The organism is Aurantimonas sp. DM33-3 (genome assembly GCF_014334315.1).
Classification (GTDB): domain Bacteria; phylum Pseudomonadota; class Alphaproteobacteria; order Rhizobiales; family Rhizobiaceae; genus Aurantimonas; species Aurantimonas coralicida.
In genome coordinates, this window is sequence record NZ_JACSGS010000003.1 from 325,059 (window position 1) to 340,251 (window position 15,193).

Annotated in this window: 11 protein-coding genes and 1 other annotated feature; of the genes, 4 read left to right on the forward strand and 7 right to left on the reverse strand. The window is 68.0% G+C overall.

Features of this window, described 5'->3' with window-relative positions:
* The first annotated feature begins 159 nt into the window (after nt 1-159).
* Together H9Q09_RS06520 and H9Q09_RS06525 are read left to right on the forward strand one after the other, a co-directional pair.
* Nucleotides 160-1,008, forward strand: a complete 849-nt coding sequence (locus H9Q09_RS06520; protein WP_187390384.1) for a DMT family transporter — start codon at nt 160-162, stop codon at nt 1,006-1,008.
* A 39-nt stretch (nt 1,009-1,047) separates the two neighbouring features.
* Nucleotides 1,048-3,639: a ligase-associated DNA damage response DEXH box helicase gene (locus H9Q09_RS06525; protein ID WP_187390385.1), complete on the forward strand. Its 2,592-nt coding sequence runs from the start codon at nt 1,048-1,050 to the stop codon at nt 3,637-3,639.
* 22 nt (nt 3,640-3,661) lie between these two features.
* Here H9Q09_RS06525 and H9Q09_RS06530 read toward each other — a convergent pair whose 3' ends face one another.
* The 3 genes from H9Q09_RS06530 to H9Q09_RS06540 form a co-directional block, all read right to left on the reverse strand.
* Nucleotides 3,662-4,471: a transglutaminase family protein gene (locus H9Q09_RS06530; RefSeq protein ID WP_187390386.1), complete on the reverse strand. Its 810-nt coding sequence runs from the start codon at nt 4,469-4,471 to the stop codon at nt 3,662-3,664.
* 203 nt (nt 4,472-4,674) lie between these two features.
* Nucleotides 4,675-5,523, reverse strand: coding sequence for a universal stress protein (locus H9Q09_RS06535; protein WP_187390387.1), 849 nt, complete (start codon nt 5,521-5,523; stop codon nt 4,675-4,677).
* Between the two features lie 112 nt (nt 5,524-5,635).
* On the reverse strand, nt 5,636-7,120 hold the full coding sequence (locus H9Q09_RS06540; RefSeq protein WP_210315257.1) for a SulP family inorganic anion transporter: 1,485 nt from the start codon (nt 7,118-7,120) through the stop codon (nt 5,636-5,638).
* 78 nt (nt 7,121-7,198) lie between these two features.
* Nucleotides 7,199-7,251 (reverse strand) — a sequence feature (sul1 is cis-regulatory element that is thought to sense ions involved in sulfur or methionine metabolism; They are found in Alphaproteobacteria).
* A gap of 126 nt (nt 7,252-7,377) precedes the next feature.
* Between H9Q09_RS06540 and pdeM the strand changes: the two genes are divergently transcribed.
* Nucleotides 7,378-8,097: a ligase-associated DNA damage response endonuclease PdeM gene (gene pdeM, locus H9Q09_RS06545; RefSeq protein WP_187390389.1), complete on the forward strand. Its 720-nt coding sequence runs from the start codon at nt 7,378-7,380 to the stop codon at nt 8,095-8,097.
* Nucleotides 8,098-8,100: 3 nt separating this feature from the next.
* Here the strand turns inward: pdeM and H9Q09_RS06550 are convergent, their stop codons facing one another.
* From H9Q09_RS06550 to H9Q09_RS06565, 4 genes are all read right to left on the reverse strand, one after another.
* On the reverse strand, nt 8,101-8,595 hold the full coding sequence (locus H9Q09_RS06550) for a DUF3429 domain-containing protein (protein WP_187390390.1): 495 nt from the start codon (nt 8,593-8,595) through the stop codon (nt 8,101-8,103).
* 51 nt (nt 8,596-8,646) lie between these two features.
* Nucleotides 8,647-9,540: a TIGR02186 family protein gene (locus tag H9Q09_RS06555; protein ID WP_187390391.1), complete on the reverse strand. Its 894-nt coding sequence runs from the start codon at nt 9,538-9,540 to the stop codon at nt 8,647-8,649.
* Nucleotides 9,537-10,463 (reverse strand): sulfite exporter TauE/SafE family protein, encoded by a 927-nt coding sequence (locus H9Q09_RS06560; protein ID WP_024349096.1) that lies wholly within the window; start codon nt 10,461-10,463, stop codon nt 9,537-9,539. The genes H9Q09_RS06555 and H9Q09_RS06560 overlap by 4 nt, the downstream gene beginning before the upstream one ends.
* Before the next feature lie 118 nt (nt 10,464-10,581).
* A complete protein-coding gene (locus H9Q09_RS06565; RefSeq protein WP_246716041.1) occupies nt 10,582-14,313 on the reverse strand; it encodes a peptidoglycan-binding protein in 3,732 nt (1,243 codons plus the stop codon).
* A gap of 397 nt (nt 14,314-14,710) precedes the next feature.
* Between H9Q09_RS06565 and H9Q09_RS06570 the strand changes: the two genes are divergently transcribed.
* Nucleotides 14,711-15,181 carry a MerR family DNA-binding transcriptional regulator gene (locus H9Q09_RS06570; protein WP_246716030.1) on the forward strand — a complete coding sequence of 157 codons (471 nt, stop codon included), beginning with the start codon at nt 14,711-14,713 and terminating at the stop codon, nt 15,179-15,181.
* Nucleotides 15,182-15,193: the final 12 nt, after the last annotated feature.

Genomic DNA, 15,193 nt, shown 5'->3' on the forward strand with positions numbered 1-15,193 from the left:
CGGAATGAAGGTTCGTGGTCGAGAAGTCTGCCTATCTAGGCAGCCGGGCCCCTTCGCCTAGCTTAGCAATTGCAGCAACGGCGATCCGGCACGCCGGAGCCTGTCCGCGAAACCGGTACGCGGACGCACGCGGCCCACAAGACAAGGCGGCGCAATTTCATGACAGCGACCATCTGGCTGACCGTTGCGGCAATGATCGCCTTTGCCGGCAACTCGCTGCTGGCGCGCCTCGCTCTCGCCGACGGCGCCATCGACGCGGCGGGCTTCACCGGCCTGCGGCTTCTCTCCGGCGCGCTGGTCCTGGCGTTCATCCTCCTGAAGGCGCGGGGCCACACACCGGTGCGCTGGCGCACCCTGGAGGGAAGCTGGGCATCCGCGCTGGCGCTCTTCGTCTACGCCCTCGCCTTTTCCCTTGCCTATCTGAAGCTCGGCGCCGCCGTCGGTGCGCTGATCCTCTTCGCCGCGGTGCAGGCCTCGATGATCGGATGGGGCCTCATCCGGGGCGAGCGACCCGGTATCCGCGAAGCGCTGGGCCTCGTCGTGGCGGCCGGGGCCTTTGTCTGGTGGCTGGTCCCGGGCCTCACCCGGCCCGATCCGCTGGGCACCGCGCTGATGATCGTCTCAGGCATTGCCTGGGGCGTCTATTCGCTGCGCGGCCGGGGTGCGGCCGACGCGACCCGCGCCACCGCCGGCAATTTCATCCGCACCGTTCCGCTGGCACTACCCCTCGTTGCCCTCTCGCTATTCCAGGCGAGCATCGGCGGCGCCGGCGTCCTCCTCGCCATCGTCTCGGGCGCCCTCACCTCCGGTCTCGGCTATGTCCTGTGGTACCGGGCGCTGAAGGGCCAGACGGCACTGTCGGCTGCCATCGTGCAATTGTCCGTGCCGATCATCGCCGCCCTGGGCGGCGTGCTGTTCCTCTCCGAGGACCTCGGCCTGCGCTTCGTCATCGCGGCCGGTCTCGTTCTCGGCGGCATCGCCTTCGCGCTTTCAACACGCCGACGCTGAGACGGGACATCGGCGGGGCGCGACACTATCTGAAGCGCTGTGACCGTTAGACCCGACCCCTTCCTGCCCGGCTCCGCGCCGTTCCCCCTGCCCGCGCCATTCCTGGAATGGTTCGCGCGCAATGGCTGGAGCCCGCGTCCGCACCAGCTCGACCTCTTGGCCCGCGCCGAATCCGGCGCGTCATCGCTGCTGATCGCGCCGACAGGGGCCGGCAAGACGCTGGCCGGCTTCCTGCCCTCGCTGGTCGATCTGCACCGCCGCGGCCGACCGAAGCCCGGCACGCGGCCCTATGGCGTCCACACGCTCTACATCTCGCCGCTGAAGGCGCTGGCCACCGACATCGCCCGCAACCTCGAAAAGCCCGTCGCCGAGATCGGCCTGAAAGTGACCCTGGAGACCCGCACCGGCGACACCTCGCAGGTCCGCCGCCAGCGCCAGAAACTGAAGCCGCCGGACATCCTCCTGACGACGCCCGAGCAACTCGCCCTGCTGATCGCCGGCAAGGATGCGCGCGGCTTCTTTTCGGACCTGCGCTACGTCATCTTCGACGAGCTGCATTCGCTGGTCACCTCCAAGCGCGGGCACCTTCTGTCGCTCGGCCTCGCGCGCCTGCGCACGCTGCGCCCGGACATCCAGACCATAGGCCTGTCGGCGACCGTGTCCGAGCCCGACGATCTGCGCCGCTGGCTGGTCTCGCAGGCGCCCGGCGGCGGCGGCGTGGAGGAGATCGCGGACGCGGACGGCGTGCTGCCGGACATCGCCCCGGACGCCGATCCTCGCCTGTCGGAGCTGATCACCGTCGCTGGTGGCGCCAAGCCGGAGATCACCATCCTGAAGTCCTCCGAGCGTGTGCCCTGGCAGGGGCACACGTCGCGCTACGCCATGCGGGAGATCTACGAGGCGATAAAGGCCCACAAGACGACGCTGCTCTTCGTCAACACCCGCTTCCAGGCCGAAATGCTGTTCCAAGAGCTGTGGCGGATCAACGACGAGACGCTGCCGATCGCGCTGCATCACGGCTCGCTGGATGTCGGGCAGCGCCGCAAGGTCGAGGCCGCCATGGCCGCCAACCAGCTGCGCGCCGTCGTAGCCACCTCGACGCTCGATCTCGGCATCGACTGGGGCGATGTCGACCTCGTCGTCCATGTCGGCGCGCCGAAGGGCGCCTCGCGCCTCGCCCAGCGGATCGGCCGCTCCAACCACCGCATGGACGAGCCGTCCAAGGCGATCCTCGTGCCGGCCAACCGCTTCGAGGTGCTCGAGTGCCAGGCCGCGCTCGACGCCAACTATCTCGGCGCCCAGGACACCCCCGCCATGCGCGACGGGGCGCTCGACGTCCTCGCCCAGCATGTCCTCGGCATGGCGGTGGCCGAGCCGTTCCGCGCCGACGACCTCTATGCCGAGGTCACCACCGCCGCGCCCTATGCGAGCCTCGATCGCGAGACCTTCGACCGGGTGGTCGACTTCGTCGCCACCGGCGGCTACGCGCTACGGGTCTATGAGCGCTACGCCAAGATCGTCCTCACCGAGGACGGAACCTGGCGGGTCAGCCATCCACGGATCGCCCAGCAATACCGCATGAATGCCGGCACGATCCTCGACGCGCCGTCGCTGCAGGTGCGGCTGATCCGGCGTCGCACCAAGAGCGCCATTGCCCGCGGCGGACCGATCCTCGGCAAGATCGAGGAAGGCTTCGTCGAGGCGCTGGCGCCGGGCGACACCTTCTCCTTCTCCGGGCAGGTGCTGCGCTTTGAGACGATCCACGAGAACCAGTGCCTCGTCACCAAGGCGGTGTCGGAGGATTCCAAGATCCCGACCTATGCCGGCGGCAAGTTCCCGCTGACAATCTTTCTGGCGGCGCAGGTCCGGGCCATGCTGGCCGACCCTGCGCGTTGGGGCGAACTGCCCGAGCAGGTATCGGACTGGCTGGCCATCCAGCAGCGCAAGTCGCTGATACCCGGGCCCGACGAGCTGCTGATCGAGACCTTTCCGAACGGCAAGCGCTTCTTTCTCGTCGCCTATCCCTTCGAGGGGCGGCTGGCGCACCAGACCCTCGGCATGCTGCTGACCCGCCGGCTGGAGCGGGCCCGGGCCAAGCCGCTCGGCTTCGTCGCCACCGACTATGCCATCTCGATCTGGGGCCGCGGCGACATGGGCGCGATGATCGCCGACGGCCGCCTGTCCCTCGATGCACTGTTCGACGAGGACATGCTGGGCGACGATCTGGAAGCCTGGATGGCCGATTCCTGGCTGCTCAAGCGGACCTTCCGGCAATGCGCGGTGATCTCGGGCCTGATCGAGAAGCGTCATCCGGGCCAGGAAAAGACCGGCCGCCAGGTCACCGTCTCGGCCGACCTGGTCTATGACGTGCTGCGCGCCCACGAGCCGGATCACATCCTGATGCGCGCCACCTGGGCCGATGCCGCCACGGGCCTTCTGGACGTTTCGCGGGTGTCGGACCTCCTCGGCCGGATCAAGCACCACATCGTCCACAAGGACCTCGACCGGGTCTCGCCGCTGGCCGTGCCGATCATGCTGCAGATCGGCCGCGAGAGCGTCATGGGCGAGGCGCGCGACGACCTTCTGGCCGAGGCGGCGGAAGAGGAACTGGTCCGCGCCGCCCTCAATTGAGCCGCGGCGCTGGCGATTTCGGCTAGGTCCGGATCTCGTCGGTCCAGACCTTGAAGCCGGTCAGCGTGTTCGGCCCGAAAGTATGGGTCAGCGGCACGTCGGAGGCGTCGCGGCCCTGCGCGATCAGGACGCGTCCCCAGCGCGGCGCGTTGTTGCGCGGATCGAAGGTCCACCAGCGGCCGCCGAGATAGACCTCCATCCAGGCGGCGAAATCCATCTCGCCATGGGGCGGTGCCAGCCCGATGTCGCTGATGTAGCCGGTGCAGTAGCGGGTCGGGATGTTCATCGCCCGGCACATGGAGACGGCGAGATGGGTGTAGTCGCGGCACACCCCCACCCGCTCCGAATAGGTTTCGGCCGCCGTGCGCGTGGGGCGGGAATATTCGTAGCCGAAGCGCACATGATTGTGGACGAAGTCGCAGATCGCCTGCACCCGCGGCCAGCCGAGCGGCGTGTTGCCGAACAGCCGCCACGCTTCCTCCGACAGGAGATCGGTCTCGCAGTAGCGGCTGCCGAGGAGAAACAGCAGCGTATCGGCCGGCAAATCCTCGACGGCGTGCTGCACGGCATCGAGGCCGACCGGATCGGACAGGCCGTCGTCGTGGATGATCCCGTCCGTGCCCAGCGTGAACGCGCCGGCGGGCGCGACCAGACGGTTGCACCAATTGCCGAAACTGTCGCGGTAGTTCTCGATGTTCACCGAGGGCGTCGTGACCAGATGGTCCGGCCGTTCGAGCGACCCGGCGCGCGAATAATGGACGTTGAGATTAATGATCATCGGCGTCGGCATCGGGAACTGGTAGTTCAGTTCGCAGCCCAGTCGAATGCGCATGCGCGCCCCTTTTCCCGAGCCATGCCCACCCCGTTCCGCCCGGCCACGGCGACAACGGTCTTCAGCTGTTGCAAGCCGCACTGCCATGCAGCCGGACGCCGGACCCGGCGCCTCCGGCGCGGGCTCGGCCAGCCTCTTCAAACCCTAGGCGCTCGCCCCGGGTTTGGCGAGGCATCGTTATTGCGGCGGGCAGCCAGCTCCGCCTAGCGGAACATCAGCACCGGGCGCAGGCACGAGCGGACGATCTCGCTGGTGGTCGAGCCGATGAGATAGCTGCGGATACGCGAATGGCCGTAGGCGCCCATGACGATCAGATCGATCTCGTCGCGCTCGACATGAGCGGCGATGACGGCGTCGGGCTCGCCCTTTTCCAAGATGCCGGTGGCGTCGTAGCCGGCGGCGTTCAGCGTCTCCACGGCCCGGTCGAGCCGCGGATCGCTGGTCTTGTCGGAGACCATCAGGAGTTCGCAGGCCGCGCCCTTCAGAAGCGGGCTGGCGACCAGATGGTCCAGTGCCTTGGCAACGCTCGGACCGCCGTCGAAGGCGACGAGGAAGCGCTTGACCGGCCGGAACGCCCGGGCGCTGACCAGCACCGGGCGCGTCGCGCCGCGCAGGACGCGTTCCAGGTTGGAGCCGAGATGCAGCTTGGCGAAATCGGCCGCCTCGCCACGCTTGCCGATGACCAGCAGCTCCGCGCCGCTCTCCTGCTCGCGGACCGTATCCACCAGATCGCCCGACAGGAGCCGTTCCGAGACGGTTTCGACACCGCGGTCGCGCAGCCGCGCGGCGCCTTCCGAAAGCACCAGCCGGCCGCGCTTGCGGGCCAGCCTGCCCTTCTGCTCGTCGAACTCGGCCAGTTCCTTCAGAAGCTGCTCGCGCTCGCCGAGATCGAGGCTGCCGGAATAGTCCGCCGGCGCCGACGCCGTGTCGCGCCGCCCGATGACGTGCAGGAGATCGACCTCGGCCGACAGCCGTTCCGCCACCCAGGCAGCGTTGTCGCAGACGCTCTGCGAATATTGCGAACCGTCGACGAGTGCCAGGATCTTGGTCATCTGGGTCCTCCCTTGCGCGGCGAGTGTTCTCGCCTGTCCTTCCGACGCGACCCGCAGGGCGGCCCCCGTCACAGTGACGGGAACCGGCCGGGTTCGCCCGCTTCCATCGGTATTAGTGGCCCGGGGCCGTGTCCAGCGCGCCCGGCTTGTCGGCGACGCCGAGCCGGTCGACCAGGGTCGTGCTGGCCTGGTTCATGCCCAGCACCTCGACCTCGGTGCCCTCGCGGCGGAACTTGATCACCGCGCGGTCGAGCGCGCCGACCCCCGACAGGTCCCAGATATGGGCCCGCGAAACATCGATGATCACCTTGTCCAGGGCTTCCTTGAAGTCGAAGGCGGCGGCGAAATCCTCCGCCGAGGCGAAGAACACCTGGCCGATCACGCGGTAGGTCCGCTCGCGTCCATCGCCCGAAAGGGTCGAGGTGACCGAGAAGATCTGCGCCACCTTGGAGGCGAAGAAGATGCCCGAGAGCATCACGCCGACAATGACGCCGATGGCGAGATTGTGCGTCCACACGACCGTGATGACGGTCGCCAGCATGACGATCGACGAGCGCCGGGGATGGGTCTTCAGATTGACGATGGATTCCCAGGAGAAGGTACCGATCGACACCATGATCATGATGGCGACCAGCGCCGCCATCGGGATCACCGCCACCCAGTCGCCGAGAACGACGATCAGGAACAGAAGCGTCACGCCGGCGAAGAAGCAGGACAGCCGGCCACGGCCGCCCGACTTCACGTTGATCACCGACTGGCCGATCATCGCGCAGCCTGCCATGCCTCCGAAGAAGCCGGTGACGGTGTTGGCGATGCCCTGGCCGTAGCATTCCTGGTTCTTGTTCGAACCGGTGTCGGTCAGATCGTCCACCACCTGGGCCGTCATCAGCGACTCCAGCAGGCCGACCACCGCGATGCCCGCCGAATAGGGCAGGATGATCTGCAGCGTCTCGAGCGTGAACGGCACGTCCGGGATGAAGAAGGTCGGCAGCGAGGACGGCAGGTCACCCATGTCGCCGACGACCCGCAGGTCGAGGCCGAAGGTCAGCGACAGGGCGGTCAGGACGACGATCGTCACCAGCGGCGACGGCACCGCCGTGGTGATGCGCGGCAGCAGGTAGATGATGGCCAGACCCAGCGCGACCATGGCGTAGGTGATCGACGGCACCCCGACGAGTTCGGGGATCTGCGCCATGAAGATCAGGATCGCCAGGGCGTTGACGAAGCCGGTCATCACCGAGCGCGAGACGAAACGCATGGCGTTGCCGAGCTTCAGGACGCCCGCCAGCAGCTGCAGCAGTCCGGCGAGAATGGTCGCGGCAAAGAGATATTGCAGGCCGTGATCGGCGACCAGCGTGATCATCAGGACGGCCGTGGCCGCCGTCGCCGCCGAGATCATGCCCGGTCGGCCGCCGAAGATCGAGGTGAGGACGGCAATCGAGAAGGAGGCGTAGAGGCCGACCTTCGGGTCGACGCCGGCGATGATCGAGAAGGCAATGGCCTCGGGGATCAGGGCGAGCGCCACGACGAGACCGGACAACAGGTCGCCGCGGATATTGCCAAGCCAGTCGGCGGAAAGGGTGCGAGTCGAGAACATCGGCTCCAGGAACATCTGCACGTCGTGCGGCTGCGGTGGCTTCGGCGGTGCCGGCCATGCGTGATCTGCACGAAATGTGATTGGCCGAGGGATAGGCGCCCGGCATAGCCACCTGCCAGGGCAGGTCCATGTTGCGGCGCAAACATCGCCGATTGCGGCGGGCAAATCAACCCGCGACAAAATCCGCCTTGCCTTTGCCGGAATGCTCGGCTCGATAGAACGAAACGCGAATCAAACGGCAAAACGGGACCTTGCGGATGAATGCGCTGGCGCGGCGGCTGCGGCAGACGGAGTGCGACGGCGTGGAGATGTCCCTCGCCGGCGCGCGGATCGTGTGCGATCCGTCCGGCGTCCTCTATGCCCCGGACGAACGCCTGCTGATCGTCTCCGACCTGCATCTGGAAAAGGGCGCCGCCTTTGCCCGGCGCGGCATGATGCTGCCGCCCTACGACACCGCCGCGACCCTGACGCTGCTGGAGGCGGCCCTGACGCGCTACGCCCCGCAGCGGGTCATCAGCCTCGGCGATTCCTTCCACGACCGGACCGGCGCGGCGCTGATGCCGGAGGCCTCCCGCGAGACGCTGCGCCGGCTGATGACAGGCCGCGACTGGATCTGGATTTCCGGCAATCACGACCCCGAACCGCCGGCCTTCGTCGGCGGCGAGACCCGCGAGGAGATCGCGGTCGGGCCCTGGACCTTCCGGCACGAGCCGAGCGCCGCCTATCGCGCCGGCGAGGTCGCCGGCCACCTGCATCCGGTCGCCCGCGTCGCCAATGGCGCGCGCTCGACCCGCGGCACATGCTTTGCCAGCGACGGATCGCGCATGATCATGCCGTCCTTCGGTGTGACGACCGGCGGCCTCAACGTCCTCGACCGGGCCTTTCACGGCCTGTTCGATCTGGCGACGGCCAAGGCCTATGTGATCGGCCTGACCCGCATCTACCCGATCGGCTTTCGCTCGCTCAGCCCCGGATAGGGCTCAGAAGGTCGAGGCGAAGGCGACGAGCTGGCAGAGCACCACGACGATGGTCAGCACCAGCCGCAGCCGGCCGAACCAGTCCGGCAGCGCCCGATGGCGCGCCGCCAGCACGTCCCAGACCCCGACCAGCGCGAAGGCCACGGCGAAGCCGGCGAACATCCACGGCGTCGGGACGAACAGCAGCGCCCAGCCGACCAGCGACGCCAGCACGGACAGGACGAGAACGTGGCGCTGGCCCTCGTCGCGCCACAGCGCCGCGCCCCAGCGAATGCCGCCGAGAAAGGCGAGGATCGTCGCCGAATAGCCCGACAGCGCGAGGACCAGCTGCGGATAGGCAATGAAGGCGCGGCCCGCATAGGCAAGCGCGGCGGTCATCGCCACGAAGGGGATCAGCCCCGCCAGACCGAGAATCCACGCGGTCTTGTGGGGAATGTCCGTTGCCGCCAGCGACGTGTCGGGGGTCGGCGCGTCGCCGTGTCGATCGAGATCCGTCATGCCGATCCAACTAGGTCAGGAAGGGGAAAAGCGTAAAGCGCTGGCCGCGTATCAGTCGCGCTTGAACACGACGCGGCCGAACCAGCCCATGAAGATCGCCAGCGCGACGGCGAACAGCCCGTAGAGGAACGCGTAATTGCGGGCGAAATCGTCGACCACCGCCTCGAAACCGGTCTTGATGACCAGCAGCGGCTCGCTGCTCTGGCGGATGAAGACGCCGTTGCGAAACAGGAAGGCGCGGACCGTGTGATTGCCCACCGGCAGATCGGCCGGCAATTGCAGATCGGCGCGGAACAGGGTGGCACTGACGAATTCGACGCTGCCGATCGTCTGGTTGTAGAGGCCGCGCTCGCGCCGGATCCGGCGCAGTGCGGTCGCATATTCGTCGCGGTTGGGCACCAGCGCCGGAGCATCGTCGGTCGGCGCCGAGATCACCAGGCTTTCCGGCTCCGGGAACACGTGCGAGCGGCCGCCCTCGCTGGTGCTCAGCCGCAGATCGTCGATGCCCATGGAGAGGCTGACCCGGAAGCTTTCGCGGGTGATGTCGCTGAGCGGGCGCGTCGAGGCCAGCGCGTAGGAGGCCGGCGCGATGTCGAAGGTCTCCGAGCCGCGATTGATCCACAGGCCGAGCGTGCGTTCCTTCTTGCGCACCACCACCGGCTGGCGCGGGCCGACCAGCGAGACGACGATGTCGTAGCGCTGCTGGCGCAGGATCCGGGCATCGGCATTGTCGAGCGCGCCGAAGATGACCAACCGGGTGCCGGAAAAGTCGGAGGTGATGCCGATCCGGTCGGTGGAGAGCCCGATCTCGAAGGTTTCCAGCGCCTGCCCCGCCACGGGACCGGGCACGGCCACCATCAGGGCGCATGCCGCGACGAGGCCCGTCGAGCGTCGGCCCGCAAACCGGCGGCAGCGGTCGAGAAGGGAGGAGACCGCCGCCCTCATCCGATCTCTCCGCTCGGCATGCTGGTGGAATAGGGCTCGGTCGGCGTCGACACCAGCTCGAAACCAAGGCGCAGGGCGACCGCTAGGACGAGCAGCGCGAGCAATGCCCGCAACTGGTCGCCGCGCAGCTTGCGGCCGGCCTCGGCCCCGAACTGCGCGCCAATCACGCCGCCGAGCATCAGGAAGAAGGCCAGCACCACGTCGATCGTGTGATTGGTCGAGGCCTGCAGCACGGTGGTCACGGCCGCGGTGAAGATGATCTGGAACAGTGACGTGCCGATGACGACGTTGGTCGGCACCCGCAGGAGATAGATCAGCGCGGGCACCATGATGAAGCCGCCGCCGACGCCCATGATGCCGGCGAGCGTGCCGATCAGGAAGCCGATGCCCAGCACCGGAATGACCGAGACGAACAGCTTGGAGCGCTGGAAGCGCATCTTCAGCGGCAGGCCGTGGATCCAGTTGTGCTTGCCGGAGCGGCGGATTTCGCCCGACCCGCCGCTCGAACGCCGCAGCGACTGGATGCTCTCGACCAGCATCAGCCCGCCGACGCCGCCCAGGAACACCACGTAGAGAAGTGACACGACCAGATCGAGCTGGCCGATCCGCCTGAGCAGCGTGAACAGGGCGACGCCTGCCGCCGAGCCCGCCGTGCCGCCGATCAGCAGCACTGTCCCGAGCTTCAGGTCGACCGTGCCGCGCTTGTAATGGGCGAGCGCCCCGGAGAAGGACGACGCGATCACCTGGTTGGCGCCGGTGGCCACGGCCACGGCCGGGGGGATGTTGTAGAAGATCAGCAGCGGGGTGATCAGAAAGCCGCCCCCGACCCCGAACAGGCCCGACAGGAATCCCACGGCGGCGCCCATCCCGAACAGGACGACCAGATTGACCGAAAGTTCCGCGATCGGGAGATAGAGGTTCACGTGCGGTCCGGCTCAAGGGGTTGATGGAGCCAAGGAAAAGGGGGCCGAACCGTCTTGGCCCGAACCCCCTTGCCTGTCAAATCCGCGATGCCGCCGAAGCGCCCCGCAGCATGGCGTCTCAGCCGTCCTTGCGCGCCAGCAGGGCCCGGATCAGCGTCTCGTCGATGCTGCCGTCCGCGGTCAGCCCGGCTTCCTTCTGGAAGGCCTTGATGGCGGCCGTGGTCTGCTGGCCGACCACGCCGTCCGGCTCCCCCGGCTCGTAGCCGAGCTTGATCAGGATGGCCTGGATGTTGCGGATCGCCCGCTTCATGTCGATGGACGAGGTCTGCATCGGTGCGGTGCTGTCGGCCCAGTCGGCCGGAACGTCCACGGTGTTCACCGCCTCGTCGCGCGGCTTCGGCGTGAAGCCCGCCACCTTCTCCTCCGCCGACTTCAGCCGTTCCGGCGTCAGCGACTTGGCAACCTCGTCGCGCTTGCGACCGGCATCCTCGTCGCCGGCCGTGGCGACGATCGAGAACCATTTGAAGGATTCCGTCAGGTCCTGGTCGACGCCGGCCCCGCGGGCATAGAGAATGCCGAGATTGTACTGGCTGTCGGTCATGCCGTATTCGGCGGCCTTCTCGAACCACTGCGCCGCCAGCTTCGGCTCCGACTTGCCGTCGACGCCGGTGGCGAAAAGCACCGCCAGATTGTGCATGGCGCGCACGTTGCCCTGCTCGGCGGCCTTCAGATACCAGTCCCGCGCCGCGATCGTGTCGCGCTCGACCCCGTTGCCCTTCTCGTAGAGCGTGCCGAGGCTGTACTGGGCCGGCGCGAAGCCGCGCTCGGCGGAGCTGGCGAACCATTCCGCCGCGACCGCCGGCTTCGGCTCCGAGTCGCGTCCTTCCATCAGCCGCAGGCCGATCTCGAAGATTGCCTTGGGGTCGCCGGCTTCGGCCGCATCGGTCAGCGCCGCGTTGCCGATACCGTCCGGGATCGGCGGAACCGGACCGACCGAGCTCATGGCCGCAGCGGCCCCGGCATTGGCGACGTCGGCGCCGCTGGTGGGGGTGAAGCCGGCAGCGCCCGGCGTGCCCGAAAGGGAACGGCTGATCAGCGTGTCGGCGGCCTTGGCCGGCGTCGCCGTCGCAACCTCGTCGTCGATCGCACGCGGTCCGCCCGGCGTTGGCGACAGCGCCGCGGGCGACATCAGGGGATCGCTGCCACCGGCGCCGCTTTCGGCGGTGCGCGTGTCGTCCGACCCGGCGCTAGCAGGCGCCGTACCATCGGTCCTGTCGGCAGCCGCAGGTGCGGCCGCCTCGGGGGTGCTGTCCGCGACGAGCGGTGTCGTGGTCGCCTGTTCGGCGAGAATCTCGGGCTGGCTGGTGTCGGCGACCAGTTCGTCGCCATCGGAGGGCGCGTTCAGCGCCTGGCCGAGCGGCAGCGCCATCAGTGCCAGGAGCACCGCGCCGATCGCCATCAGGATCGGCTTGCGCCGGCGCGCGATGAAATCGGTGACGCCCCCGCCACGCTCGTCGCTGTCATCGGCCTCGCCGGAGCGCAGGCCCTCGGCTTCGGAGGCGGCGGCCATGGCGGCGCGCCGTGCGGCGGCGATGAAGTCGGCGCGGCCGCCCTCGTCCGCCTCGCCGGTCTGGCCAGCCTGCTGGGCCCGCACCCGCTGCAGCAGCGCGGCGATGTCCGGCGTGCCGGAGCCGATGGCGAGCGGCCGGTTGGCCTCGTCGGATTCGAAAATGTCGGCAGCGTCCAGCGACGGGGCCTCGACCGGCGGCACCGGGCTCGACGACACGTCATGGTTCCCCGGCAACTCGGCGACCATGACCTCCGGGTCGTCCGCCTGCCGTGCCGCGTCGGCACGTCCGGTGACGGCATCGGCGCCGACCGCCGCCCTGCCGGCGCCGAGCTTGCGGCCGAGAAGTCCGCGAAGGCCACGCGGCGCCTGCGGTTCCGCGGCAGCGGCGACCTTCGGCTCGGGCTGGACGAAGCGCGCCTCGCCGGCGGCGCCCGCGCCGTCCTCGCCGCGATCCCTGCGCTGCATCTCGTTGTCGATCGTGTCGATCCGCTCGACCAGCCGGATCAGCGTCGCGTGAACCGTCTTGTAGAATTCCTGCGACTGCTCGCCGGTCTGCCGGGACAGGGCTTCCAGCGAACGCAGGTCTTCGGAGAGCTGCGCCACATGCTGGCCCTGGCGCAGATCGCCGGATTCCATCATCTGCCGGATCGCCTCGTCGGCGGCGGCCCGGGCGGAAACGACGATGGCGTCGCGGTTCTCGTCCAGCCGGCGCTCGATGTCGGCGAGGCGCTCGTCGAGTTCGGGATCGATCATGGCGCCGGACATGCTGCCCTCGCCGATCTGGTCCGACAGGCGGGCGATCTGGGCGCCCAGCGAGCGCACCATCTCGTCATTGACGCGCGAGGCGGAGGTGGTTTCGATCTGCTCGGCCAGCGTCTGCAGCCGGTTCTCGATGGCGACCGCTTCGAGGGACGAGCCCTCGCTGGCATTGAGGAGATGTTCCAGCCGCGTCGAGAAGCGCTCGATCCGTTCGGCGAGATCGGCGGCGGCGGTTCCGTCGGCGAGCGATTCGATCCGGTCGGACAATTCGCCGATGCGGCCGGACAGCACCTGGGTATCGCCCTCTTCGGCGAGGTGGTCGACGCGGGCGGTGAGGCTCTGCAGCCGGGCCTCGATCCGCTCGACCGGGCTCATGTCGATCGCCGGCGCGCGGCTTGCCGCCGCGACGATGGCGCGGGAGATCTCGTCGAGACGCTCCTCGAGCTGGGCGAAATGGTCGAGTTCGAATTCGTCCTGCTGCTGCTTGGCGATCGCCTCGATGCCGACGGCCAGCGCATGCACCCGCTGCTCCAGCGGGGCGATGGCCAGCGTCTCGGGCAGCTTGGCAAGTGCGGCCTCGAGCTGCTCCATGCGGCCCGACATCGCCTCGATCTTGCCTTCGATCTCGCGCGAGGCGAACTTGTCCTCCAGCGCGTCCCAGCGCTCCTCGACGGCCCGCATCGACTTTTCGGACGCCAGCGTCTCCAGCTTGCCGCGCAGACCGTTGATCTCGGTCTTGAGCATGTCGGAAATGCCGCCCTCGGCAAATTCCTGAAACACCGCCGTGTGGCGAGCCTCGAACTCGTCCAGCCGGCGCTCGACCGACTTGACGTGATCCTCGCTGGCCAGGGAGCCGAGCGAGACGCGGATGCGCTCCAGCTCGTCCTTCAGGTCGCGGCGGGCCCGGGTGTCCTCTTCGGCCCGGTCGCTGAATTCGGTGCCGACCGCATCCCAGCGCCGGCCAAGATCCTTGACGGTCTCCTCGCGGGCCATCTCGCCGACGAGCGAGCGCATGGCTTCCAGCTCCTTGCGCAGCGACTGCACGGCTTCGCGATCGGCGCCGCCATCGGCCATCCGCGACAGCCCGTCGTCGACCCGGGCGATCTCGGCGTCGATCGTCTCGGCGCTGGCGCGGTCGGCGATCATGGTGCGCAGGTCGTCGAAGGCGTGCCGCATGTCGTCGAATCGCGACTTCAGGCTGCGGTCCATGTCGTCGCGCAGTTCGGTGCGCAGGCGCTCGAGGTCGCGGGAGATGTCGGAGCCCGGTGCCGCGTCGCGGGTCTGGCGACGGGGAGCCGGCGCGGCCGCCGCCGCACCGTCACGCACGTCGCCATTTTCGCGGTCGAGCATCTGCTGGCGCATGACGATCTGCGACACAGCTTCGGAGAGTGTCGGCCGGTTCGGCCGCTGGCCGTCGGCGGACTTGGCGACGGATTTCAGGCGGGTTGCGGTCCGCGGAGCGGCCGCGGGCTCCGCCGCGACGTCGGCGACAGGTCGCTGCGCCGCCTTGGCGGAACTCATCTGGGTCAAACGGAGTTCTAGTTCTTCCAGGGTACGGCTGAGCGTATCGAGGGACGAATCGTCGCGGGGCGATCCACCTTGCGCCAATTTCGACTTCTTCTCGGCCATATCATATTCCCGATCGGCTTGAGCCTCGCTGGGCCGGCTCCGGTGCCTGCTGGTGTCTGGAGCAAATTCGTCCAACAGGGTTAATTGCGGGTTAACCCCATTACCGCTTTGTTAGTGAATAACACCGGAAGCCGACCCGAGGCTGGACCGTCAATTGACGCTACGTCTTGTAACAGCCTCAATTCACGCGTTATTCGCCGCACAATGGCCTATGTAGCCGAAACAGGATGAGTCGCCGGCCCTCGGGTACGAGCCGTTCAAACGAATGCGCAGTTACGGAATTCAAGACATGACCAATCTGAAGCTCGCCGAACGCGAAGACGACACGACGTCGATCGACATCGGCTTTCTGCTCAACCTCGACGATCAGGCGGCGACCGATAAGGAGCTGTTCAAGATCGGCGACCTGTCGAAGGAATTCGGCGTCACCCTGCGCACCCTCCGCTTCTACGAGGATCGCGGTCTTCTGGCGCCCGAGCGCCGCGGCACCACGCGCCTCTACAGCCGTCACGACCGGACCCGGCTGCGGCTGATCCTCCTGGCCAAGACGCTGGGCTTCTCGCTGACCGAAGCCAAGCAGATGATCGATATCTATCATCAGCCCAACGGCAAGCGGAAACAGCTCGAGGTCGTGCTGGAGCGCTTCGAGGAGCAGCAGGAGATCCTGCAGGACCAGAAGCGCGAGATCGAGGATTCGATCCACGCGATGGACGTCTCGATCAACTACGTCCGCGCCCGGCTGAACGAAGTCACCGACTGATTGTCCGGCGGG

Bases quoted from the DNA above. Each gene is read 5' to 3' on its own strand.
- H9Q09_RS06570 (WP_246716030.1), top strand. From the start codon at position 14,711: ATGACCAATCTGAAGCTCGCCGAACGCGAAGACGACACGACGTCGATC.
- pdeM (WP_187390389.1), top strand. From the start codon at position 7,378: ATGAATGCGCTGGCGCGGCGGCTGCGGCAGACGGAGTGCGACGGCGTG.
- H9Q09_RS06565 (WP_246716041.1), bottom strand. From the start codon at position 14,313: ATGAGTTCCGCCAAGGCGGCGCAGCGACCTGTCGCCGACGTCGCGGCG.
- H9Q09_RS06535 (WP_187390387.1), bottom strand. From the start codon at position 5,523: ATGACCAAGATCCTGGCACTCGTCGACGGTTCGCAATATTCGCAGAGC.
- H9Q09_RS06540 (WP_210315257.1), bottom strand. From the start codon at position 7,120: ATGTTCTCGACTCGCACCCTTTCCGCCGACTGGCTTGGCAATATCCGC.
- H9Q09_RS06530 (WP_187390386.1), bottom strand. From the start codon at position 4,471: ATGCGCATTCGACTGGGCTGCGAACTGAACTACCAGTTCCCGATGCCG.
- H9Q09_RS06555 (WP_187390391.1), bottom strand. From the start codon at position 9,540: ATGAGGGCGGCGGTCTCCTCCCTTCTCGACCGCTGCCGCCGGTTTGCG.
- H9Q09_RS06520 (WP_187390384.1), top strand. From the start codon at position 160: ATGACAGCGACCATCTGGCTGACCGTTGCGGCAATGATCGCCTTTGCC.
- H9Q09_RS06550 (WP_187390390.1), bottom strand. From the start codon at position 8,595: ATGACGGATCTCGATCGACACGGCGACGCGCCGACCCCCGACACGTCG.